This window comes from Variovorax sp. UC74_104 (genome assembly GCF_044055375.1).
GTDB lineage: Bacteria > Pseudomonadota > Gammaproteobacteria > Burkholderiales > Burkholderiaceae_C > Variovorax.
Genome location: NZ_CP171978.1, coordinates 1829526 through 1852465, shown reverse-complemented (window position 1 = coordinate 1852465; position 22940 = coordinate 1829526). Strand labels below are relative to the sequence as shown.

General features: G+C 67.0%; 19 protein-coding genes and 1 pseudogene. 9 read left to right on the top strand and 11 right to left on the bottom strand.

Features of this window, described 5'->3' with window-relative positions; translation table 11 throughout:
• The 7 genes from ACHMXA_RS08660 (at position 1) to ACHMXA_RS08630 (ending at position 9546) form a co-directional block, all read left to right on the top strand.
• Positions 1–264 carry a PP0621 family protein gene (locus ACHMXA_RS08660; protein WP_176667865.1) on the top strand — a complete coding sequence of 88 codons (264 nt, stop codon included), beginning with the start codon at positions 1–3 and terminating at the stop codon, positions 262–264.
• Positions 261–1958, top strand: a complete 1698-nt coding sequence (locus ACHMXA_RS08655; RefSeq protein ID WP_395320110.1) for a nitrogen regulation protein NR(II) — start codon at positions 261–263, stop codon at positions 1956–1958. The genes ACHMXA_RS08660 and ACHMXA_RS08655 overlap by 4 nt, the downstream gene beginning before the upstream one ends.
• 4 nt (positions 1959–1962) lie before the next feature.
• Positions 1963–3534, top strand: coding sequence for a sigma-54-dependent transcriptional regulator (locus ACHMXA_RS08650; RefSeq protein WP_395320108.1), 1572 nt, complete (start codon positions 1963–1965; stop codon positions 3532–3534).
• Positions 3521–4126, top strand: coding sequence for a 1,6-anhydro-N-acetylmuramyl-L-alanine amidase AmpD (gene ampD, locus ACHMXA_RS08645; RefSeq protein WP_395320106.1), 606 nt, complete (start codon positions 3521–3523; stop codon positions 4124–4126). The genes ACHMXA_RS08650 and ampD overlap by 14 nt, the downstream gene beginning before the upstream one ends.
• A gap of 349 nt (positions 4127–4475) precedes the next feature.
• Positions 4476–7391, top strand: a complete 2916-nt coding sequence (locus tag ACHMXA_RS08640; protein WP_395320104.1) for a ribonucleoside-diphosphate reductase subunit alpha — start codon at positions 4476–4478, stop codon at positions 7389–7391.
• A 192-nt stretch (positions 7392–7583) separates the two neighbouring features.
• A complete protein-coding gene (locus ACHMXA_RS08635) occupies positions 7584–8840 on the top strand; it encodes a ribonucleotide-diphosphate reductase subunit beta (protein WP_176667860.1) in 1257 nt (418 codons plus the stop codon).
• A gap of 196 nt (positions 8841–9036) precedes the next feature.
• Complete coding sequence (locus ACHMXA_RS08630; protein ID WP_019656794.1) at positions 9037–9546, top strand: histone H1-like DNA-binding protein; 510 nt, start codon at positions 9037–9039, stop codon at positions 9544–9546.
• 103 nt (positions 9547–9649) lie between these two features.
• On the opposite strand, the gene ACHMXA_RS08625 is transcribed toward ACHMXA_RS08630, so the two are convergent.
• The 7 genes and pseudogenes from ACHMXA_RS08625 to ACHMXA_RS08595 all read right to left on the bottom strand — a co-directional run bounded on the left by ACHMXA_RS08625 (position 9650) and on the right by ACHMXA_RS08595 (position 16200).
• Positions 9650–10552, bottom strand: coding sequence for a carbohydrate kinase family protein (locus ACHMXA_RS08625; protein WP_395320102.1), 903 nt, complete (start codon positions 10550–10552; stop codon positions 9650–9652).
• Positions 10553–10609: 57 nt separating this feature from the next.
• Positions 10610–12139: a zinc-ribbon and DUF3426 domain-containing protein gene (locus tag ACHMXA_RS08620; RefSeq protein WP_395320100.1), complete on the bottom strand. Its 1530-nt coding sequence runs from the start codon at positions 12137–12139 to the stop codon at positions 10610–10612.
• An 85-nt stretch (positions 12140–12224) separates the two neighbouring features.
• Entirely contained in the window at positions 12225–13115 is an 891-nt protein-coding gene (prmA, locus tag ACHMXA_RS08615) for a 50S ribosomal protein L11 methyltransferase (protein WP_395320097.1), read from the bottom strand.
• Positions 13116–13130: 15 nt separating this feature from the next.
• Complete coding sequence (accC, locus tag ACHMXA_RS08610) at positions 13131–14480, bottom strand: acetyl-CoA carboxylase biotin carboxylase subunit (protein WP_125948340.1); 1350 nt, start codon at positions 14478–14480, stop codon at positions 13131–13133.
• Between the two features lie 2 nt (positions 14481–14482).
• Entirely contained in the window at positions 14483–14953 is a 471-nt protein-coding gene (gene accB, locus ACHMXA_RS08605; RefSeq protein ID WP_395320095.1) for an acetyl-CoA carboxylase biotin carboxyl carrier protein, read from the bottom strand.
• A gap of 100 nt (positions 14954–15053) precedes the next feature.
• Positions 15054–15602, bottom strand: coding sequence for a TlpA family protein disulfide reductase (locus ACHMXA_RS08600; protein ID WP_395320093.1), 549 nt, complete (start codon positions 15600–15602; stop codon positions 15054–15056).
• Positions 15603–16200, bottom strand: a pseudogene (locus ACHMXA_RS08595) (hypothetical protein). It lies immediately after the preceding gene.
• 111 nt (positions 16201–16311) lie between these two features.
• Between ACHMXA_RS08595 and mpl the strand changes: the two are divergent.
• Positions 16312–17715, top strand: coding sequence for a UDP-N-acetylmuramate:L-alanyl-gamma-D-glutamyl-meso-diaminopimelate ligase (mpl, locus tag ACHMXA_RS08590; RefSeq protein WP_395320091.1), 1404 nt, complete (start codon positions 16312–16314; stop codon positions 17713–17715).
• Positions 17716–17720: 5 nt separating this feature from the next.
• The gene (locus ACHMXA_RS08585; protein WP_395321259.1) at positions 17721–18230 is read left to right on the top strand and encodes a cupin domain-containing protein; all 510 of its coding nucleotides are present in this window, start codon (positions 17721–17723) and stop codon (positions 18228–18230) included.
• 6 nt (positions 18231–18236) lie between these two features.
• On the opposite strand, the gene ACHMXA_RS08580 is transcribed toward ACHMXA_RS08585, so the two are convergent.
• The 4 genes from ACHMXA_RS08580 to rodA all read right to left on the bottom strand — a co-directional run bounded on the left by ACHMXA_RS08580 (position 18237) and on the right by rodA (position 22937).
• Positions 18237–19355 (bottom strand): 3-deoxy-7-phosphoheptulonate synthase, encoded by a 1119-nt coding sequence (locus ACHMXA_RS08580; RefSeq protein ID WP_395320089.1) that lies wholly within the window; start codon positions 19353–19355, stop codon positions 18237–18239.
• 230 nt (positions 19356–19585) lie between these two features.
• On the bottom strand, positions 19586–20119 hold the full coding sequence (locus ACHMXA_RS08575; protein WP_395320087.1) for a hypothetical protein: 534 nt from the start codon (positions 20117–20119) through the stop codon (positions 19586–19588).
• An 83-nt stretch (positions 20120–20202) separates the two neighbouring features.
• Positions 20203–21663: a metalloprotease TldD gene (gene tldD / locus ACHMXA_RS08570; RefSeq protein WP_395320085.1), complete on the bottom strand. Its 1461-nt coding sequence runs from the start codon at positions 21661–21663 to the stop codon at positions 20203–20205.
• 119 nt (positions 21664–21782) lie between these two features.
• A complete protein-coding gene (gene rodA / locus ACHMXA_RS08565) occupies positions 21783–22937 on the bottom strand; it encodes a rod shape-determining protein RodA (RefSeq protein ID WP_176667848.1) in 1155 nt (384 codons plus the stop codon).
• Positions 22938–22940 lie beyond the last annotated feature (3 nt).

Here is a 22940-nt window from a genome sequence, read left to right as displayed (position 1 = left end):
ATGAAATACCTCCTCGTCCTCGCGGTGCTCTGGGTCGCGATATGGCTCTGGCGCAAGAACCGGCGCGAAGAAATGCGCGACGCCATGCGCGAGCGCGCGGCCAAGGCGCAGCAACAGCAGCAGCGCACGGCGGCCGGCACGCCGCAGGCGATGGTGCGTTGCGCCCACTGCGGGCTGCACCTGCCCGCGACCGAGGCCATCGCCGGTCCCGGCGGCGCGGTCTATTGCAGCACCGCGCACCGCGAAGCCGCCGCCCGGCAATGAGCACGCCCCTCTGGTCGCGCGGCGAGCCGGTCACCGACTGGGACGTGCTCGACCAGGGCCCCGGCGAGACCACGGCGCTGGGCCGGCTCTGGCGCGGCTTCATGGGCGCGCGCTGCTTCGTCGCGCTGGTGCTGGTGCTGCTGCAGGGCGTGTCCTTCGCGATCGGTCAAACGATGCAGGCGGCGGCCATCGCCACCTCGGCGCTGTACCTGGCCTCGGCCTGGCTGGGAATGCGCTATACGCGCTTCCAGCCGCCGATCCGCGGCTTCACCACCCCGTGGCTGCTGACCATCGGCATCGACCTGGCGGCCTTCACCGCCTTGCAGGTGCTGCAGGGCGGCAACGTCAACTACACGCCGCTGTTCGCGCTGCCGGTGCTCATGAGCGCGGTGCTGGGCACCATGATCGTGAGCCTGGGCACCTCCGCCACCGTCACGCTGCTGCTCCTGGCCGACGCGGGCTGGCACTGGCTGCAGCAGTCGGGCGACTCGTCGCCGCGTTTCGTGCAGGCGGCACTCACCGGCACCGGCTTCTTCGTGGTGGCGCTGCTCGCGCACGAGATGGCCCGCCGCCTGGCCCGCGAAGAGGCGGTGGCGCAGCGCAACCGCAGCAGCGCGCAGATGCAGGCACAGGTCAACGACCTGGTAATCGAGACGCTGAGCGAAGGCGTGCTGGTGATCGATGCCGAAGGCCTGGTGCATGCGGCCAACCCGGCGGCCGACGCCATCCTCGGCCAGGGGCTGGCGAAGCTGACGCTGCCGTTCCCGCTGCACGCCCAGCCGGCCTGGCATGCGCTGGCGGCGCTGGCGCGCCAGACCTTCGCGCGGCGGGCGCCGCAGTCGGAGGAAATCCCGGTGGCGCAGGCGCGAGGCGCGGCGCGCGAGGTGCGCGTGCGCACGCGGCTCACGCCCACCAGCGAGAAGCGCGCCGACAGCCTTTGCGTGATGTTCCTGCAGGACCTGCGCGAACTCGAGGCCCGCATCCGCACCGAGAAGCTGGCGGCGATGGGCCGCATGTCGGCGGCCGTGGCGCACGAGATCCGCAACCCGCTGGCCGCCATCACGCAGGCCAGCGCGCTGCTCAGCGAAGACCTGACCGACCCCGCGCACCGCAAGCTCACGAGCATGGTGCAGCACAACGCCCAGCGCCTCGCGCGCATCGTGGACGACGTGCTCGACGTCTCCCGCGCGCGCCAGCAGCGCGTGCTCTCCCTGGGCGAGCAACTGGTGCTCGACCCGGCCGTGCAGGCGCTGGCCGAGGAATGGGTGCGCCAGACCCAGCGCAAGGGCGTGCTGGTGTCGCTCGACGCGGCCAACTGCGACGTGCGCTTCGACGCCGAGCACCTGCGCCGCCTGATCGTGAACCTGCTGGACAACGCATCGCGCTACGCCAGCACGCGCGAAGGCGCGATCCAGGTGCTGACCGCGCAGCAGCGCAGCGGCAGCAACCGCCCGAGCCTGATGGTGTGGAGCGACGGCGCGCCGCTGGAACCGGCGGTGCAGCGGCACCTTTTCGAGCCCTTCTTCTCTTCCGAGAGCCGCTCCAGCGGGCTGGGCCTGTTCCTCTGCCGCGAGCTGTGCCGGCGGCACGGCGCCACCATCGGCTACGAGCGGCGCGCGCTGGTGCCGGGCGGGGCCGAGGGCAACGAATTCTTCGTCAGCTTCGCCGCCAGCGAAAACCGGCTGACACAATAGCGCCGTGAGCACCCCGACCTCTTCCACCCAGCGCCCGGCGCAGATCCTGGTCATCGACGACGAGCCCGACCTGCGCACGCTCTACGAGCTGACGCTGCTGCGCGAGGGCTATCGCGTCGAGGCTGCGGGCAGCGTGTCCGAAGCCTGGCAGCACCTGGAAGCCGGCCGCTTCGACGCGGTGATCACCGACATGCGGCTGCCCGACGGGCAGGGCATGGAGATCATCCACCGCATCCAGAAAGACCAGCGCAGCGAGCGCTGCGTGGTGATGACCGCCTACGGCTCCGCCGAGAACGCGGTCGAGGCGCTGAAGGCCGGCGCCTTCGACTACCTCACGAAGCCGGTCGACCTCAAGCAGTTCCGCGCGGTCGTGGCTTCCGCCGTGCAGGCGCGGACGGCGCCTCAGCCGGTGGCCAAGCCCGCTCAGGCTGCCCCCTCCACCACCGGCAATGCGGCTGGCGAGGCGGCACCGGTCACCTCCGGCACCGGCATCGCCGCGCTCGACCGCCTCGTGGGCGAGTCGGAGCCGATGCGGCTGGTCAAGTCGCGCATCGCCAAGGTGGCGCGCGGCATGGCGCCGGTGCTGGTGCGCGGCGAATCGGGCACCGGCAAGGAACTGGTCGCGCGCGCGGTGCATGCCTGCAGCCAGCGCAGCGAAGGCCCCTTCGTCGCGGTGAACTGCGGCGCGATTCCCGAAAACCTGCTCGAGGCCGAATTCTTCGGCGCGAAGAAGGGCTCCTACACCGGTTCGTCGCAGGACCGCGACGGCTACTTCCAGGCCGCGCGCGGCGGTACGCTGTTCCTCGACGAAATCGGCGACCTGCCGCTGGCCATGCAGTCGAAACTGCTGCGCGCGATCCAGGAGCGCAGCGTGCGCTCGATCGGCTCGACGCAGGAAGACGCGGTCGACGTGCGCATCGTGAGCGCCACCCACAAGGACCTGCACTCCGAAGTGCAGGCGGGCCGTTTCCGGCAAGACCTTTTCTACCGCCTCAACGTGATCGAGATCGCGGTGCCCGCGCTGCGCGACCGCCGCGAGGACCTGCCCGCGCTGTGCAACGCGCTGCTCTCGCGCATCGCGCAGGACGGCGGGCTGCCGGTGCCGCACCTGTCCGACGACCTGCTGCGCCGCCTCGCGCAGCATCCGCTGAACGGCAACGTGCGCGAGCTCGAGAACCTGCTGCACCGCGCGGTGGCGCTGAACGACGGCGACGAACTGCATCTCGACCTGATGGGCGGCTTCACGGCGGCTGCCGAAGCCGCGGCATCCGCGCCGGCTGCGCTGTCGCCGGCTGCGGATGCGCCCCTCGCCCCGGCGGCTGCACAGCCGATCGCCGCGCCGGTCGCGCCTGCGAAGGCCGCACCTCCGCCGCTGCCCTCCGACCTGCAGGCCTACCTCGACCAGCAGGAGCGCGAGATTCTCGTGCGCGCGCTGCACGAGAGCGGCTTCAACCGCACCGCGGCCGCCGCGCGCCTCGGCATGAGCCTGCGCCAGATCCGCTACCGCATCGCGCGGCTGGGCATCACCACGCCCAACGGCGACGACGGCGCGAGCAGCAGCAATGCCGACGACTGAAGAAGCCCCGGCCGAAGACGGACTCTGGCAGGCCGGCTGGTACCGCTTCGCAAAGGCCCTGCCCTCGCCCAACTTCGGGCCCCGGCCGCAGGGCGCGCAGATCGACCTCATCGTGCTGCACTCGATCAGCCTGCCGCCCGGCGAATACGGCGGCGACGCGGTGCAAAAGCTCTTCACCAACCAGTTGGACTGGGACGCGCATCCCTATTTCCAGTCGATCCGCGGGCTGGAGGTTTCGTCGCATTTCTACGTGCGACGCAACGGCGAACTCTGGCAGTTCGTGAGCTGCGACGATCGCGCCTGGCACGCCGGCGTGTCGTCGTGGCGCGGCCGCGGCAACTGCAACGACGACTCCATCGGCATCGAGCTCGAGGGCCTCGAAGGAGAGCTCTTCGAGGAGCCGCAATACGAGACGCTCGCGAGCGTGTGCGCCGCCATCGCGCAGCACTTTCCGGTCGCCCACATCGCGGGGCACGAGCACATCGCGCCGGGCCGCAAGCAGGACCCGGGCGCGGGCTTCGACTGGCGCCTGCTGCGCGAACAACTGGGCTGGAATCCACAGATGTTTCCCGAGCAGCTCAGGCGGCTCTAATTTTTTCAATCGCGCGGCGCCTCGCGATGCGCCGTTCCCGCGGCGCAGCAATGCGAAAATCGCAAACGCGCGATGCAGCAACCATGCGCCTTGCAGGCCCAAATCGGCCTGCAAGCCACGCCCCATGCGGGTTGCGTGACCATAGGCCAGTATTCACGGGGCGTCTTCGCCCGTGGCCTATTGCGGAAGTAATACCGGCAATCCTTGTATCCATTGGAAAACGCTACATCTAGTGGGTTGTATGCCCCTTGCACCCTAGATATAGTGTCTTCCGTCCGGTCCCGTACACCGGTGCGGCGCCGGACCAGGTGCCGCCATCCAACAAGAATTGCCAACCGAGAGGAAGCGAATGCAAACAGCCCTGAACCCCCAATCGACCCCGCGTGCCATCCCCTCCACGCCGTCGCAGCCGCAGCGAGACACTGCCGGCTCGCCCACCGGCCAGAACCTGGCCCACTACCAGATCATCCGCCGCAACGGCGCCGTGGTTCCCTTCGAGCCGAACAAGATCGCCATCGCGATGATGAAGGCCTTCCTGGCGGTGCACGGCACCCAGGGCGCGGCCTCGGCCAGCGTGCGCGAGACGGTCGACGTGCTCACGCAGGGCGTGATCCGCGCGCTGGTGCGTTCGCGTCCGGGCGGCGGCACCTTCCACATCGAGGACGTGCAGGACCAGGTCGAGCTCGGCCTGATGCGCGGCGGCCACCACGAGATCGCCCGCGCCTACGTGCTGTACCGCGAACGCCGCACGCAGGAACGCTCGAAGCAGGGCGAGCAGGAAGCGCCGGCCACGCCCGCGCTGCACGTGCTGGACAACGGCGAGCGGGTCGCGCTCGACCTGAACGAACTCAAGAGCCTGATCGAATCGGCCTGCGAAGGCCTGGGCGACAGCATCACCGCCGCCCCCATCGTCGCCGAGACGATGCGCAACCTGTACGACGGCGTGCCGCTCGACGAGGTCTACAAGGCCTCGATCCTGGCTGCCCGCACGCTGATCGAGAAGGACCCCGACTACACCTTCGCCACCGCGCGCCTGCTGCTGCACACGATCTTCAAGGAGATCATCGGCCGCGAAGTGCTGCCCGCCGAGCGCGCCACCGCCTACGCCGACTACTTCCCGCAGTTCATCAAGAAGGGCGTGGACAACGACCTGCTCGACGAGAAGCTGCTGCAGTACGACCTGGCCCGCCTGGGCGCGGCCCTGAAGCCCGAGCGCGACAACCAGTTCGACTACCTCGGCCTGCAGACCCTGTACGACCGCTACTTCCTGCACGTGCGCAAGACCCGCATCGAGCTGCCGCAAGCCTTCTTCATGCGCGTGGCCATGGGCCTGTCGCTCAACGAGATCGACCGCGAAGCGCGCGCCATCGAGTTCTACGAAGTGCTGTCGTCGTTCGACTTCATGTCGAGCACGCCCACCCTGTTCAACGCCGGCACGCTGCGCTCGCAGCTGTCGAGCTGCTACCTGACCACCGTGCCCGACGATCTGGACGGTATCTACGAGTCAATCAAGGAAAACGCGCTGCTGTCGAAGTTCGCCGGCGGCCTGGGCAACGACTGGACCCGCGTTCGCGCGCTTGGCAGCCACATCAAGGGCACGAACGGCGAATCGCAGGGCGTGGTGCCCTTCCTGAAGGTGGTGAACGACACGGCCGTGGCCGTGAACCAGGGCGGCAAGCGCAAGGGCGCGGTCTGCACGTACCTGGAAACCTGGCACCTCGACATCGAGGAGTTCCTGGAGCTGCGCAAGAACACCGGCGACGACCGCCGCCGCACGCACGACATGAACACCGCCAACTGGATCCCCGACCTGTTCATGCGCCGCGTGATGGAAAAGGGCACCTGGACGCTGTTCTCGCCCTCCAACGTGCCCGACCTGCACGACCTGTTCGGCGCCGACTTCGAGAAGGCCTACGTCGCCTACGAGGAGAAGGCTGCCCGCGGCGAGATCAAGCCGAGCCGCACCATCCAGGCCACCGACCTGTGGCGCAAGATGCTCACGATGCTGTTCGAGACCGGCCACCCCTGGATCACGTTCAAGGACGCCTGCAACGTGCGCTCGCCGCAGCAGCACGCCGGCGTCGTGCACTCGTCGAACCTGTGCACCGAGATCACGCTGAACACCAGCGACACCGAAACCGCCGTGTGCAACCTGGGTTCGGTGAACCTGCTGCAGCACCTGAAGGACGGCAAGGTCGACCAGGAGAAGCTGAAGAAGACCGTGTCGACGGCGATGCGCATGCTCGACAACGTGATCGACATCAACTACTACGCCGTGAAGAAGGCGCGCGACTCGAACCTGCGCCATCGTCCGGTCGGCCTGGGCCTGATGGGCTTCCAGGACGCGCTGTACGAACTGCGCATTCCCTACGCCTCGCAGGAAGCCGTGCAGTTCGCCGACGAGTCGATGGAAGCCATCTGCTACCACGCCTACTGGGCCTCGACCGAGCTGGCCAAGGAACGCGGCAAGTACTCGAGCTACAAGGGCTCGCTGTGGGACAAGGGCATCCTGCCGATCGACTCGCTCGACCTGCTCGAAAAGGCCCGCGGCGGCTACGTCGAGGTCGACCGCTCGGCCACCCTCGACTGGGACGCCCTGCGCTCGAAGATCAAGGCCGACGGCATGCGCAATTCGAACTGCGTGGCCATCGCCCCGACCGCGACCATCTCGAACATCATCGGTGTGGACGCCTCGATCGAGCCGTGCTTCGGCAACCTTTCGGTCAAGTCGAACCTCTCGGGCGAGTTCACCGTGATCAACCACTACCTGGTGCGCGACCTGAAGCGCCTGGGCCTGTGGGACGACGTGATGGTGATGGACCTGAAGCACTTCGACGGTTCGCTGCGCCCCATCGACCGCGTGCCGCAGGACGTGAAGGCGCTCTACGCCACCGCGTTCGAGATCGAGACCACCTGGCTGGTGGAAGCCGCCGCGCGTCGCCAGAAGTGGATCGACCAGGCGCAGTCGCTGAACATCTACATGGCCGGCGCATCGGGCAAGAAGCTCGACGACACCTACAAGCTGGCATGGCTGCGCGGCCTGAAGACGACGTACTACCTGCGCACGCAGAGCGCGACGCACGCCGAGAAGTCGACGGTGCAGTCGGGCCGCCTCAACGCGGTGTCGTCGGGCAGCGATGCACCTTCGGGCATGAGCGCGCTCGAAGCCGCCGCTGCTGCGGCAAAGGCTCAGATGAGCGCGATTCCCGCCACCGACATCGCGTTCTGCGGCGTGGACGATCCGACCTGCGAAGCGTGCCAATGACGCGTCGATGCTCGCGACCGTGAATCAGTGAGGTGCATGCGAAAAATCGCGCGACGCTCATTCAATGAAGCCATTGACTGACATCGCGCGATGCATGCGAGCAACATAACAACCACATAAATGGCGTGCGATGTGAACGAGCACTTTGCAACTCACATCGTTACTCCGATAATTTGAGCATTGGATTTTTCTATGTTGACCTGGGACGAAGAAGTCAAGCCCTCCTTACCAAAGGATATGCAACAAGGTTTGCAGCACCACAACGCATCGACCAGCGGGTTGCCCGCAGGCCGTTCGGTGGACGCTCCGACTTCGTCGATCGCGCAACCCGCCCTCCGCACATTCAGCACGCTCGATGACGGCGCTGCAGTGCGCCCGGTTGCCACCGCATCTTCTGCAGCAGCAACGCCTGCCGCCGCCACCCAATCCACCCAGCGCGTCAAGGCTTCCGACAAGCGCATCATCAACGGTCAGACCGACGTCAACCAGCTGGTGCCGTTCAAGTACAAGTGGGCGTGGGAGAAGTACCTCGCCACCTGCGCCAACCACTGGATGCCGCAGGAAGTGAACATGACGCGCGACATCGCGCTGTGGAAAGATCCGAACGGCCTGAGCGAAGACGAGCGCCGCATCGTCAAGCGCAACCTCGGTTTCTTCGTGACCGCCGACTCGCTGGCCGCCAACAACATCGTGCTGGGCACCTACCGCCACATCACGGCGCCCGAATGCCGCCAGTTCCTGCTGCGCCAGGCCTTCGAGGAAGCGATCCACACGCACGCGTACCAGTACATCGTCGAGTCGCTCGGCCTGGACGAGAGCGAGATCTTCAACGCCTACAACGAAGTGCCGTCGATCCGCGAGAAGGACCAGTTCCTGATCCCGTTCATCGACGCCATCAGCGACCCCAACTTCCACACCGGCACGCCCGAGGCCGACCAGAAGCTGCTCAAGTCGCTCATCGTGTTCGCCTGCCTGATGGAAGGCCTCTTCTTTTACGTCGGCTTCACGCAGATCCTCGCGCTGGGCCGCCAGAACAAGATGACCGGCGCCGCCGAGCAGTACCAGTACATCCTGCGCGACGAGTCGATGCACTGCAATTTCGGCATCGACCTGATCAACCAGCTCAAGCTCGAGAACCCCGGCCTCTGGACCGCAGAGTTCAAGGCGGAGATCAAGGCGCTCTTCCTGCGCGCCGTCGAGCTCGAATACAAATACGCCGAAGACACCATGCCCCGTGGCGTGCTCGGCATGAACGCCTCCATGTTCAAGGGCTACCTGCGCTACATCGCCAACCGGCGTGCCCAGCAGATCGGCCTCGAAACGCTCTTCCCGAACGAAGAAAATCCGTTCCCGTGGATGAGCGAAATGATTGACCTGAAGAAAGAGCGCAATTTCTTCGAAACCCGCGTGATTGAATACCAGTCGGGTGGCGCGCTCTCCTGGGATTGAATCTTTCGACAAGAATTAATGAATTCAAGAATTGCCCTTGCCACCGATCGCGCCGAAGAGCGCGGCATGGACGAGGGCTCAGGTGTTCATGGTGCTGGAGCAAAGATTCCAACACCATGAATCGCTTCACGTTACCCAACGTGCGTGGAGTGCTTCAATAGGTTGATTTTTTCAACTTGATCAAGGAGAAATAGAAATGGCAACTGCAAAGAAAGCTCCGGCTAAGAAAGCCGCTGCAAAGAAGGCTCCGGCTAAGAAGGCCGTCGCCGCCAAGAAGGCTCCTGCCAAGAAGGTAGCCGCCAAGAAGGCACCGGCCAAGAAGGTCGCTGCCAAGAAGGCTCCTGCCAAGAAGGTAGCAGCGAAGAAGGCAGCACCGGCCAAGAAGGCCGCTGCCAAGAAGGCTCCGGCGAAGAAGGCCGTAGCGAAGAAGGCGCCTGCGAAGAAGGCTGCTGCCAAGAAGGCCCCGGCGAAGAAGGCCGCTGCCAAGAAGGCGCCTGCGAAGAAGGCTGCTGCCAAGAAGGCCCCTGCCAAAAAGGCTGCGGCCAAGAAAGCCGCGAAAAAGCCTGCTGCCAAGAAGCCTGCTGCGAAGAAGGCTCCCAAGGCCGCTGCCCCTGCCAAGGCTGCCGCCGTAGCGCCTGCCCCTGCGGCGCAAACGACGCTGAATCCCCAGGCAGCCTGGCCGTTCCCCACGGCCAGCAAGCCCTGAGTTTCTCAGCGGCCTTGAAGGCAAAAAGCCCGGCACCTCACGGTGCCGGGCTTTTTTCATGGCGCCGGCCCTGCCGGCATCCATCCCCTCGCGGGGAAGAAGTTCAAAGGCCCAGCGCCTTGCGATCGATCTCGTAGTTCTGCGGGCCGCGCTGCGCGATCTTGATCGCGCCGACCTTGTTGCCCAGTGCCGCGCATTGCGCGAGCGACCAGCCCTTTTCCAGGCCGAAGAGCAGCGCGCCGCGCCATGCATCGCCGCAGCCCGTGGGCTCGACGACCTCGGTGGCCACCACGCCCGGCACGTGTTCGCGCTCGCCGTTCGTCCACACCTCGCAGCCCTCGGCCGCCAGCGTGACCACCAGGCCGCGCACGCGCTTCGAGATCTCGGCCAGGCTCCAGCCGGTGCGCTGCGACAGCATCTTGCCTTCGTAGTCGTTCACCACCACCCAGCTCGCGAGCTCGACGAAATGGCGCAGTGCCTCGCCATCGAACATCGGCAGGCCCTGGCCCGGATCGAACACGAAGGGGATGCCCGCGGCGGCGAACTGCTCCGCGTGCTGCAGCATGGCGTCGCGGCCGTCGGGCGCGACGATGCCCAGCTTGATGTCCTCGCGCGCGGCCACCTTGGTGATGTGCGCCTGCTGCATCGCACCGGGGTGGAAGGCTGTGATCTGGTTGTTGTCGACGTCGCTCATGATCATCGCCTGCGCGGTGAAGGTGTCGTCGAGCTGGCGCACGAACTCCGTGCTGATGCCCAGCGAGCGCATGCGCTCAAGGTAGGTGGCGCCGTCGCTGCCGAGCGTGGCCATGGGCAGCGCCGTGCCTCCCAGCGCGTTGAGGCTGTAGGCGATGTTGCCCGCGCAGCCGCCGAAGTCGCGGCGTAGCGTGGGAACCAGGAAGGACACATTCAGGATGTGCAGCTGGTCGGGAAGGATCTGGTCGGCGAACCGGCCCTCGAAAGTCATGATGGTGTCGAATGCGAGGGAACCGCAAATCACTGCTGCCATGGTTAGCCGTTGGTTGTGTTGAGTGGATGAAACAAGAGGGACGCGTGCGCGCCCCGCTCAGGGATAGAAGGCCTCGACGCGATAACCCGCGACGGGCGGCAGCGCCGCTGCTTCGGAAGCGGACAGGGTCAGAGGCAGCGAGGCGGCACGATCGGCGCGCGCGGCCAGCACTGCGGGAGCACCATAGTCCGACGGCATCAGCACGCGGCGCACCACGGCGCGCTCCTGCGTGTCGAGCAGCGAGAGCTCGACGGCCGGCATTGCCAGCGGCACGGTGGCACTGTTGCGCAGGGTGAAGCTCAGGCGGTAGTCGTTGCTGCCGCTCTTCTCGCGCGCGAAGGCCGCGCCTTCGATCACGATGTCGCCGATCTGGCGCAGCGCGCCGAGCTCGCAGCCCGTGTACTGGCATAGCGCCGTGAGCGCGGGCCGCAGGTTGGGCTGGCGCGCGACGATGCCGTCGCGCTCGTGGCGAATGATCTGCAGAACGAGCAGCAATGCCGCAAGCACCACCAGCAGAACAAGCAGCACGCGCACGCCCCTGCGCTGCCAGAAGCCCGGTACCTTTTCCAGGGCTTCGTCGTCTTCCGCTAAGTGATGCTCCGGTGGCGGCTCGAAGACCGGGGAGAGCACGGGATCGAGCCTGTCGACTTCGCTTTCGGCCTCTTCGCGCGCCACCACGACCGGCGCCTTCGCGGCCGCGCGCTCCTCGCGCGCCTTGGCGCTCGCGATCTTGGCCGACTTGATGCGGGCGCGGCGCAGCGCTTTCTGCATCTGCACCTGGTCATGGTCTTTCTCGAGCTGCTCGCGCTCGTCCGCCGCGCCATCGGCATCGTCATCGCTCGCGCGCTCGATGAGCGCGCGCGTCTTGAAGACGCGCGGCGTGACCGGAAGCGGCGGCGCCGGCGGGGGTGGAGGGGGCGGCGGCGACGCGAGGTTCAGGTCGATGTTAGGAAACGGCGGCAGCGTGCTCGCCGGCGGCTTCCAGGTGGGCTGCGTGGTGTCGAGGTCGGACCACGGCTCGTCGGCGGTGAGGCCGTGCTCGGGCAAGGTCAGCGAGAACGCGGGCAGAGGCGATGCTGGCGGCGCAGGGGGAGGCGGCTGCACCGGGGGCGGCCGCAGGTTCGCCGGGGTGTGGTCGAGCACCAGGGCGTCGGGCGGAAGCAGGTGATCCTCATGCGCATGCCAGTCCTGACGCTGGCGCTGATGTTCGGGTTCGTCTTCGAAGAAGTCCGCATCCTCGGTGGACGACGGCAGTGACTCCTGATCGGTCGACCCGGCTTCTGCCTGGGGCCAGGGCTCAGGCGCCTTGGGAGATGGCGGCGGTGCCGGAGGTTCGGGCCGGGACGCCGGCTCCGCAGCAGGCTGCCCGACCAGCCCCGGCATGTAGCCGCCGCCCGGCCCTGCCGGCGCCGCACCGGATGCAGCAGCAGTGCCGCCGGCTCCTTCTGGCGTCTCGTGCAGGTCGAGCGTGGCATCGAACACGTTGCTGCAGCGGCCGCAGCGCACCCAGCCATCCGAGATGCGAAGCTGGTCTCGCACCACCTTGAAGGTGGTGGTGCAGGCGGGGCAGCGCGTGACGAGGCTCATGACCGGGCGATTGTAGGGTTGCGCCCTCGCCGCGGGAGAGCCGCGAGGCGACGCAAAAAGCCGGCCAGCCGCGCGCGACGACCGCTCAGCAGCGAGCGGTCATGAGGATCCAGCCGTCCTCGGCATCGCTGACTTCGAGCGTTGCGTAGGGCGCGTAGGCCTCTTTCAGTTCGTCGGCCTGGCGCTCGAGGATGCCGGCCATGACGAGCGATCCGCCCGCCTTCACATGGCCGCGCAGCAAGGGCGCGAGCAGTTTGAGCGGCGTGGCCAGGATGTTGGCGAGCACGATGTCGTATTCGCCCTTGGCGGCATCGGGCAGGCCGGCCTTCAGCTTCACGCCGTTGGCTTCGGCATTGAGCACGGTCGAGGAGACCGCCGCTTCGTCGATGTCGACGGCGTCGATGTCGGTAGAGCCGAACTTCGCGGCGCCGATCGCCAGGATGCCGGAGCCGCAGCCGTAGTCGAGCACGCGCTTGCCGGCCAGCGCGCCCTCGCCTCGCGTCGCGATCCAGCGCAGGCACATGCGCGTGGTGGGATGCGTGCCGGTGCCGAAGGCCAGGCCCGGATCGAGCCTGATGACCTGCTTCGCCTGCTCGGGCGGCTCGTGCCAGGTCGGCACGATCCAGAACTCGGGCGTGACTTCGACCGGCGCGAACTGCGACTGCGTGAGCCGCACCCAGTCCTGCTCGGGCACCGTCGCGATGCCGAGCACCTCGCAGCCTTCGAAGAAGTCCTGCAGCGCGAGTACCGACGAGGCCTCCTTCGCCTGCGCTTCGTCGGGAAAGAGCGCGATCACGCGCGAACGCTGCCAGCCCTCCTTGGGCGGCGGCATGCCCGGCTCGCCGAACAGCGCCTGCTCGGCATCGGTCTGCGCGTCGGCGTCTTCCACCGACACGCTCAATGCATCGAGTGCATCGAGCGCTTCGCACAGCGTCTCGACCCGGTCTTCCGGCGCCATGAGGCGAAGTTCAAACATCGCGATGTTCCAGGCTCAGCGCTTGTGTGCGGCCAGCCACTCTTCCAGATAGTGGATGTTGGTGCCGCCGCTCATGAACTTGGCGTCGACCATCAGTTCGCGGTGCAGCGGGATGTTGGTCTGGATGCCTTCGATCACCGTCTCGTTCAGCGCCGTGCGCATACGGGCCATGGCCTGCTCGCGCGTGTCGCCGTAGACGATGATCTTGCCGATCATCGAGTCGTAGTTCGGCGGCACGAAGTAGTTGGTGTACGCATGCGAGTCGACGCGCACGCCCGGGCCGCCCGGCGGATGCCACATGGTGATGCGGCCCGGCGACGGCGTGAACTTCCAGGCGTCTTCCGCGTTAATGCGGCACTCGATCGCGTGGCCGTGCATCTGGATCTGGCGCTGCGTGAACGGCAGCTTCTCGCCGGCGGCGACCATGATCTGCGTCTTGACGATGTCGATGCCGGTGGTGAACTCGGTCACCGGGTGCTCCACCTGCACGCGCGTGTTCATCTCGATGAAGTAGAACTCGCCGTTCTCGTAGAGGAACTCGAAGGTGCCGGCGCCGCGATAGCCGATCTTCTTGCACGCGGCGGCGCAGCGCTCGCCGATCTTCTCGATCAGCTTGCGCGGGATGCCGGGCGCGGGCGATTCCTCGATCACCTTCTGGTGGCGGCGCTGCATGGAGCAGTCGCGCTCGCCCAGGTAAACGGCGTTCTTGTGCTTGTCGGCAAGCACCTGGATCTCGATGTGGCGCGGGTTCTGGAGGAACTTCTCCATGTACACGGCCGGATTGTTGAAGGCCGCGCCGGCCTCCGCCTTGGTCATCTGGATCGCGTTGACCAGGGCCGCTTCGGTGTGCACCACGCGCATGCCGCGGCCACCGCCGCCGCCCGCCGCCTTGATGATGACGGGGTAACCGATGGCGCGCGCGATGCGCTTGTTGGTGGCTGCATCGTCCGAGAGCTCACCTTCCGAGCCGGGCACGCAGGGCACGCCGGCCTTGATCATCGCCTGCTTGGCCGACACCTTGTCGCCCATGGTGCGGATGTTGTCGGGCGTCGGGCCGATGAACTGGAAGCCGCTTTGCTCCACACGCTCGGCGAAGTTGGCGTTCTCGCTCAGGAAGCCGTAGCCGGGATGGATCGCCTCGGCGTCCGTCACCTCGGCCGCCGAGATGATCGCCGGCATGTTGAGGTAGCTCTGAGCCGAAGGGGCGGGGCCGATGCAGACAGCCTCTTCCGCGAGCTTGATGTACTTGGCGTCGCGGTCGGCTTCCGAATAGACCATCACGGCCTTGATGCCCAACTCGCTGCAAGCACGCTGAATCCGGAGGGCAATCTCCCCCCGGTTTGCAACCAGGATCTTCTTGAACATGCTTACTCGATGATGAACAGCGGCTGTCCGTATTCGACCGCCTGGCCGTTTTCGCCGAGGATCTGGGTGATGGTGCCGGACTTGTCGGCTTCGATTTCGTTGAGGATCTTCATCGCCTCGATGATGCAGAGCGTGTCGCCCTCGTTGACCTTGCTGCCGACCTCGACGAACGCGGCAGCGCCCGGGCTCGACGAACGATAGAAGGTGCCGACCATCGGCGACTTCACTGCATGGCCGGCCGGTGCGGCCTCGGCCGCCGGCGCGCTGGCCACGGGAGCCGCCGGAGCACCGGCTGCAGCGACAGGCGCCGCCGCGGCGGCCTGGGGAGCCGCCAGGGTCTGCACATACTGCACCGGGGCGGCGCCGCCGCCCTTGACGATGCGAACCTTGCCTTCGGTTTCCGTGATTTCCAGTTCGGAAATATTCGATTCGGACACCAGATCGATCAGTGTCTTGAGTTTGCGCAGATCCATGAGACTCCAGTGCCGGCTGAGCCGGTCTTCAGGGCATAACTTGTTCGAAAATCGGTGATTTTCGGCGTTCGGCGTCTAACGCCAGCGTAAGGAACTGATTCTAACCATGAACCAGTTCACGCCGCCAAGTGTCCAGGTCGGTGGTCTCGAGCTTGCCCATTTTACGGGCGGCCACGGAGCCGCTGGCATTCAGCACCAGCGTGAAGGGCAGCCCGCCGCCCGTATTGCCCAGATTCTTGACCAGTTCGGTGCCCTGCAGACCGGCCAGGCCGGTCGGGTAGGTGACGGGCGTACGCTGCAGGAACTTGCGCACGGCGCTGGGCTGATCGATGGCCAATCCCACCACTTGCCACCCGTTCGCGCCGTTTTGGCGGAAGAAAGCATCGATCATGGGCATTTCCTCGACGCAGGGCGGACACCAGGTCGCCCAGAAGTTCAGCAGCAGCGGCTTGCCCCGCAGGCTGGACAGGACGAGGTTACCGCCTTCGGGCCGCTCGAAGCTCTGGGCCCAGAAGGCCGCGTCGAGCATCTCGCCCCCGCCCGCGCTGCTGCCGCGCTCCTTCCACCAGGCGCCACCGGCGCCGGCGGCCGCGGCCGCTGCCGCCACGCCGGCATAGAGCATGCCGCGTCGGGTGGGCGAAGAAGTCATTCACTTGTCCTTTTCTCGTTCAATCAGCCGGCGCAGTGCGGGAAGGTCGCCGCGCGGTACGCGCCCCTGCGCATCGGGCTTCAGCGCCCCGCGCAGGTCGTCGAGGTCGTACACCAGCAGGTGCACGCCGATTTCCTCGCCAAGCGCACGGCTCGATGCATGCACGCTGAGGGCCTCGACCTGCTCGCCGTGGAAGCCGGTCACCATGCGCGGCTCGTAGTCGACGTGGTGATCGATCAGCGCTATCTCCGCCGATTTGGAATCATCGCAGAACAACTGAATATAAATGTCCGACAGCCGGGTGGCCGTTCCGTGCCACACGGCGCCGCCCACATGAGGCCGGAAGGCCGCCATGCGCTCCATCCATTCGAGCGCGAGCAGGCGCAAGGCATGCAATTCCTGCGGCTGGGTGTCGGCGCAGAAGAGCTCGATGTATTCGCGGACCTCGGCCTCGACCTCGTCGTTGTTCGGCAGCGCGGTGCGCGTAGGAAGCCCCAGGTCGCGCAGGGCCCGGCGCTTGGCCGGGCCGTACTCGAAGCCCCTCCTCGACGACGAGGCGGGCTGCTGCGGCGGCGATTTCGCGCTTGGACGTGTCCATCGGGGCATTTTGCCCGCAGTAGGCGCCCCTCACATGAACATCAGTACGAAGCCCGGGACAAACGCGCGCGCCCGCCACGGGACCGGCGCATCGCTTACCTAGAATCGACCGATGCACATTCATATCCTCGGTATCTGCGGCACTTTCATGGGCGGCGTGGCCGCCCTCGCGCGCGAAGCAGGCCACCGGGTCACGGGCTGCGACGCCGGCGTGTACCCGCCGATGAGCGACCAACTGCGCGCCCTCGGCATCGACCTGATCGAGGGCTTCGGCGCCGACCAGCTCTCGCTCGCCCCCGACATGTTCGTGGTCGGCAACGTGGTGTCCCGCGCGCGGCTGGCCGACGGGAGCCCCAAGTTCCCGCTGATGGAAGCCATCCTCGACGCCGGCAAGCCCTACACCAGCGGCCCGCAGTGGCTGGCCGAGCACGTTCTGCTGGGGCGCCATGTGCTGGCGGTGGCCGGCACCCACGGCAAGACGACGACCACCTCGATGCTCGCCTGGATCCTCGAAAAAGGCGGCAAGTCCCCCGGCTTCCTGGTCGGCGGCGTGCCGCTGGACTTCGGCGTCTCGGCCCGGCTCGGCGACGGCCCTGCCTTCGTGATCGAGGCCGACGAGTACGACACGGCCTTCTTCGACAAGCGCAGCAAGTTCGTGCACTACCGGCCGCGCACAGCCGTGCTGAACAACCTGGAGTTCGATCACGCAGACATCTTCGACGACCTGGCCGCCATCGAGCGGCAGTTCCATCACCTTGTGCGAACCGTGCCGGGCACCGGGCGGCTGGTGGTGAACGCAACGGAAGAAAGCCTCCAGCGCGTGCTGGCCCAGGGCTGCTGGAGCGAGCTCGCGCGCTTCGGCGCCAAGGGCGAATGGCAGGCGAGCGGCACGCACGACGCCTTCGACGTGCTGCTGCGCGGCGAGACGGTCGGCCGGGTCGAATGGGAACTCTCCGGCCTGCATAACCAGATGAATGCACTGGCAGCCATCGCCGCGGCCGAGCACGTGGGCGTGGCGCCGGCCGATGCGGCCCGGGCGCTCGGCAGTTTCCGCAACGTGCGCCGCCGCATGGAACTGCGCGGCACGGTCGAGCGCGACGGCGGCGCGATCACCGTCTACGACGACTTCGCCCACCATCCCACCGCCATCCGCACCACCCTGGACGGCCTGCGCAAGAAGCTGGACGACGCCGGCCGCGAGAGTGAGCGCATCCTCGCCGCCTTCGAGCCGCGCAGCAACACGATGAAGCTGGGCGTGATGGCGGCGCAGCTGCCGTGGAGCCTGGAATCGGCCGACCTGTCGTTCTGCCACACGGCCGGGCTCGACTGGGACGTGGCCGCCGCGCTCGCGCCGATGGGTGAGCGCGCGCAGGTCGCCGGGGCCATCGAGCCGCTGGTGAAGCAGGTCGTCGCCGCAGCGCGGCCGGGCGATCACATCGTCTGCATGAGCAACGGCGGCTTCGGCGGCGTGCACGACAAACTGCTTGCCGCCCTGCGCGCGCCGGCCGCATCATGACCGCCATGTCCGCCGCCCGTGCCCGCGAACTGATCGAGACGCTGAAGCTGCAGCCGCACCCTGAAGGCGGCTGGTACGGCGAGGTGTTCCGCTCCGCATCGAGCGTCACCCCGGCCGATGGCCGCGCGCCGCGCAGCGCGCTGACCAGCATCTATTACCTGCTCGAAGCGGGCCAGCATTCGCGCTGGCACCGGGTTCTGTCCGACGAAGTCTGGGTGCACCTGGAAGGCGTGCCGCTCGCGCTGTGGACCTGCGACGCTGCGATGCGGACCGCGCCGGCCCACACGCGGCTGGGCCCGGTCGACGTCCACGGCACTCGCCCCCAGCACGTGGTGCCCGCCGGCCAGTGGCAGGCGGCGCAGCCGATCCAGAGCCATAGCGCGGGCGACTACACGCTGGTCGCCTGCATGGTCGGGCCGGGCTTCGATTTCGCCGATTTCTCCCTGGTGCCGCCCGACAGCGACGAAGCTGCGTCGATGCGGCACCACTGGCCCGACCTGGCCGGATTGCTCTAGGCCCGCTCAGCCCCGGCGGCGCTTGACCGCTTGCGAGAGCGTGTCCAGCACCTGCACCGAATCTTCCCAGCCCAGGCAGGCGTCGGTGATGCTCTTGCCGTATTCGAGGCCCGAGAGCTGGTCCTTGCCCGGCGTGAACTTCTGGGCGCCCGGCTGCAGGTGGCTCTCGACCATCACGCCGAAGACGCGCTTGGAGCCGTCCGCGATCTGCGCGGCGATGTCCTTCGCCACGTCGATCTGCTTCTGGTGCTGCTTGGAGCTGTTGGCGTGGCTGCAGTCGACCATGAGCGTGGGCGGCAGCTTGGCGGCTTCCAGGTCCTTGCAGGCGGCCTCGACGCTGGCGGCGTCGTAGTTGGGCGCCTTGCCGCCGCGCAGGATCACGTGGCAGTCGCGGTTGCCGTTGGTCTGCACGATCGCAACTTGGCCGTTCTTGTGGACCGAGAGGAAGTGATGGCCGCGCGCCGCCGCCTGGATGGCGTCGGTGGCGATGCGGATGTTGCCGTCCGTGCCGTTCTTGAAGCCGATGGGCGCCGACAGACCCGAGGCCAGCTCGCGGTGCACCTGGCTTTCGGTGGTGCGCGCACCGATGGCGCCCCAGGAGATCAGGTCGCCGATGTACTGCGGCGAGATCACGTCGAGGAACTCGCTGCCCGCCGGCAGGCCCAGGCGGTTGATGTCGATCAGCAGCTGGCGCGCGATGCGCAGGCCTTCGTCGATGCGGAAGCTCTCGTCCAGGTACGGGTCGTTGATCAGCCCCTTCCAGCCGACCGTGGTGCGTGGCTTCTCGAAGTACACGCGCATCACGATCTCCAGCGTGCCGGCGTACTTCTCGCGCTCGGCCTTCAGGCGGCGGGCGTATTCGAGCGCGGCGGCCGGGTCGTGGATGGAGCACGGGCCCATGATCACCAGCAGCCGGTCGTCCTTGCCGGCCATGATGTTGTGGATGCTGCGGCGGGTGCCTTCGATCAGGGTTTCAACAGGTGTGCCGCGGATCGGGAAGAAGCGGATCAGATGTTCGGGAGGGGGCAGCACGTTGATGTCCTTGATGCGTTCGTCGTCGGTCTTGCTGGTTTTTTCGACGTTCGCATACCAGCTGTCGCTGGCGGGGGCAGTGTTCGTGCTCATGGGTGCTTCCTTGTTGGAGTGGTTTCGTCAGGGCATAAAAAACCGCCGGGGGCTTGAGGCCACCGGCGGTTCTGGGAGGGTATTCGTGTGTGCTTTTTACGCGCTCGCCTCTCGTCCGCCGGAAACCGGGAACCAAAAGTAGGCAAAAAAGTAAGCGCGGACAGCGAACATGGGTTGGCAATGTAGCACGGAAAAGCAAAACCCGGTCAAGAGACCGGGCTCGCTGTTGTTTACCGGTAGCCCGATTCGTTGGGGTTGTGAATGATCCAGATCAGGTTGCCGGAGGAGAAGTCCCCCATGCCGCCGCCCGCGAAGATCAGGCGGCCCTGGCCCTTGTAAGTCATCTCGAAACGATGGCGGTCGCTGCCGAAATAGAACGGAATGAAGGCCTTGCCGGTTACATATGCGCCCTGGTCGGTGGGCTGGCCGGCGATGTCCGTGACCTGCCGGGCGCTCATGCCGATCTGCAGGCGCGCGAACTTGCTGTTGCGAGCCGGGTTGCCGGTGATCTCACCCTCGTAGCCGTTCAGGCCCTTGACCGTCTTGCCGCTGCCGGCTTCGACCTTTGACGAGTCGACCACATTGCCCTGGGCATCCATGCCGGCCCTGGAACCGCCACGCGCGGCGGGCGCCGGAGCTGCAGCAGCGGGCGCCGCCTCGGGCTGGCTGCCCGAACCGCCGCGGGATGCGCAACCTGCGGTGGCCAGCGCCACCACGGCGGTCACGGCCCACAGCATGGCGGGCGAATTGATCCTGTTCCCCATCGAATTGCTCCTTGAACTCGTCGTTCGCAAAAAAGGAGCGCAGCTTAGCAACCGGAAGAAACAGTACACAAGTGCCGAAAGTCCTAAGCCGTTCCACCTACAGTCAGGCCGTCGATGCGCAGGGTGGGCTGGCCGACGCCCACCGGCACGCTCTGGCCTTCCTTGCCGCAGGTGCCGACGCCGGAGTCGAGCGCCATGTCGTTGCCGATCATGGTCACGCGGGTGAGCGCATCGGGGCCGTTGCCCACGATGGTCGCGCCCTTCACGGGGTACTGGATCTTGCCGTTCTCGACCCAGTAGGCCTCGCTGGCCGAGAACACGAACTTGCCGCTGGTGATGTCGACCTGCCCGCCGCCGAAGTTGGTGGCGTACAGGCCCTTCTTGATGCTCGCGACGATCTCGTCGGGTTCCTTGTCGCCGCCGAGCATGTAGGTGTTGGTCATGCGCGGCATCGGCACGTGGGCGTAGCTTTCGCGGCGACCGTTGCCCGTGGGCTTGACCTTCATCAGGCGGGCATTGAGCGCGTCCTGGATGTAGCCCTTGAGGATGCCGTCCTCGATCAGCACGTTGCGCTGGCTGGCGTTGCCCTCGTCGTCGACGTTGAGCGAGCCGCGGCGGTCGGCGATGGTGCCGTCGTCGAGCACCGTCACGCCCTTGGCCGCCACGCGCTGGCCGATGCGGCCCGAGAACGCGCTCGAGCCCTTGCGGTTGAAGTCGCCCTCCAGCCCGTGGCCGATGGCCTCGTGCAGCAGGATGCCGGGCCAGCCGGAGCCGAGCACCACGGTCATTTCGCCGGCGGGAGCCGGGCGCGCGTCGAGATTCGTCAGGGCGGCCTTCACGGCATGGTCGACGTACTCGGCGATCTGCTCGTCGGTGAAGTAGGCGAGGCCGAAGCGCCCGCCGCCGCCGCCGGAGCCGATCTCGCGGCGGCCGTTCTGCTCGGCGATCACCGTGACCGACAGGCGCACCAGCGGCCGCACGTCGGCGGCCAGCGTGCCGTCGGCGCGCGCCACGAGCACCACGTCGTATTCGCTGGCCAGCCCCGCCATCACCTGCGCCACGCGCGGGTCGCGCGAGCGGGCGAGCTTCTCGACCTTCTCGAGCAGCTTCACCTTGGCGGTGCTGTCGAGCGTGGCGATCGGGTCGATGCCCTGGTAGAGCGAGCGGCTGGAGGCGATCTTGCGGGGCGCGGTCTTCACCTTGCCGGCGCGGCCAGCGGAAGAGATGGAGCGCACGGTGCGTGCCGCATCGAGCAGCGAGGCCTCGGAAATGTCGTCGGAATAGGCGAAAGCAGTCTTCTCGCCGCTGACCGCGCGCACGCCGACGCCTTGGTCGATGCTGAAGCTGCCGGTCTTGACGATGCCCTCTTCGAGGCTCCAGCCCTCGCTGCGCGTGTACTGGAAGTACAGGTCGGCGTCGTCCACCCGGTGCGCGGTGATCTCGGCCAGGGCCTTGCTCAGGTGCGATTCGTCGAGGCCGAACGGCGTGAGAAGGAGCTGTTGCGCCGTGGCGAGGCGCTCGATGGTGGGTTCGCGAGAGATCATCTCGGGATTCTCAGGGCTCGCCCCCAGGCTGCGCGCACTTCGTGTCGCTTCGCCACCCCCCGACCGGGGGCAACACCAGGGGCCCGGCGAAGCCGGTTCCCCGATGTTCCTGGCCTGGCTCAGTTCTGGGCCAGCTTCCTCGCCCTGGCAATCGACATCAGGATCCCCAGACCCAGCCCCAGCGTCACCATGGCCGTGCCGCCGTAGCTGATGAACGGCAGCGGGACGCCCACCACCGGCAGGATGCCGCTGACCATGCCCATGTTCACGAAGGCGTAGGTGAAGAAGATCATCGTCACCGCCCCCGCCAGCAGGCGCGAGAACAGCGTCCCGGCGTTGGCCGCGATCACCAGCCCCCGGAAGATCAGCAGGATGAAGGCCGAGATCAGCGCCAGGTTGCCCATGAGCCCGAATTCCTCGGAATAGGCGGCAAAGATGAAGTCGGTGGTGCGCTCGGGAATGAATTCGAGGTGCGTCTGCGTGCCCTGCATGAAGCCCTTGCCACCCACGCCGCCCGAGCCGATGGCGATCATGCCCTGGATGATGTGGAAGCCCTTGCCCAGCGGGTCCTTGCTCGGGTCGAGCAGCGTGCACACGCGCTGCTTCTGGTAGTCGTGCAGCACGCGCCAGTCGACGCCGTCGGCGCACAGCCGCGACTCGAAGCTCACGATCAGCGTGATGGCCACCGCGCCGATCACCACCGGCGGCACGATCAGCTTCCAGGGCAGCCCGGCGAAGAAGATCACCGACAGCCCCGCCGCCAGCACCAGCAGCGAGGTGCCCAGGTCGGGCTGCTTCATGATGAGCCCCACCGGCACCGCCAGCAACACCGTCGCCACCACGAAGTCGAGCGGCCGCAGCTGGCCCTCACGCCGCTGGAACCACCAGGCCAGCATCAGCGGCATGGCGATCTTCAGGATTTCGCTGGGCTGGATCACCACGCCCACGTTGATCCAGCGCTGGGCGCCCTTCTTGGTGATGCCGAAGAGCGCCACCGCCACCAGCAGCGCCACGCCCATGGTGTAGAGCGGCACCGCCGCCAGCATCAGCCGCTGCGGCGGCACCTGCGCCACCACGAACATGATGAAACCGGCCAGCAGCATGTTGCGGCCATGGTCGACGAAACGGGTTCCGTGGTCGTAACCCGATGAATACATGGTGAGCAGCCCGGCGAAGGCGAGCAGCAGGACGGCAAAGGCCAGGAAGCCGTCGAAGCCCTGGAAGATGGGCGCAATTCGACGCGCCAGGGAGGGCTGATTGAACACGGCGGACATGAG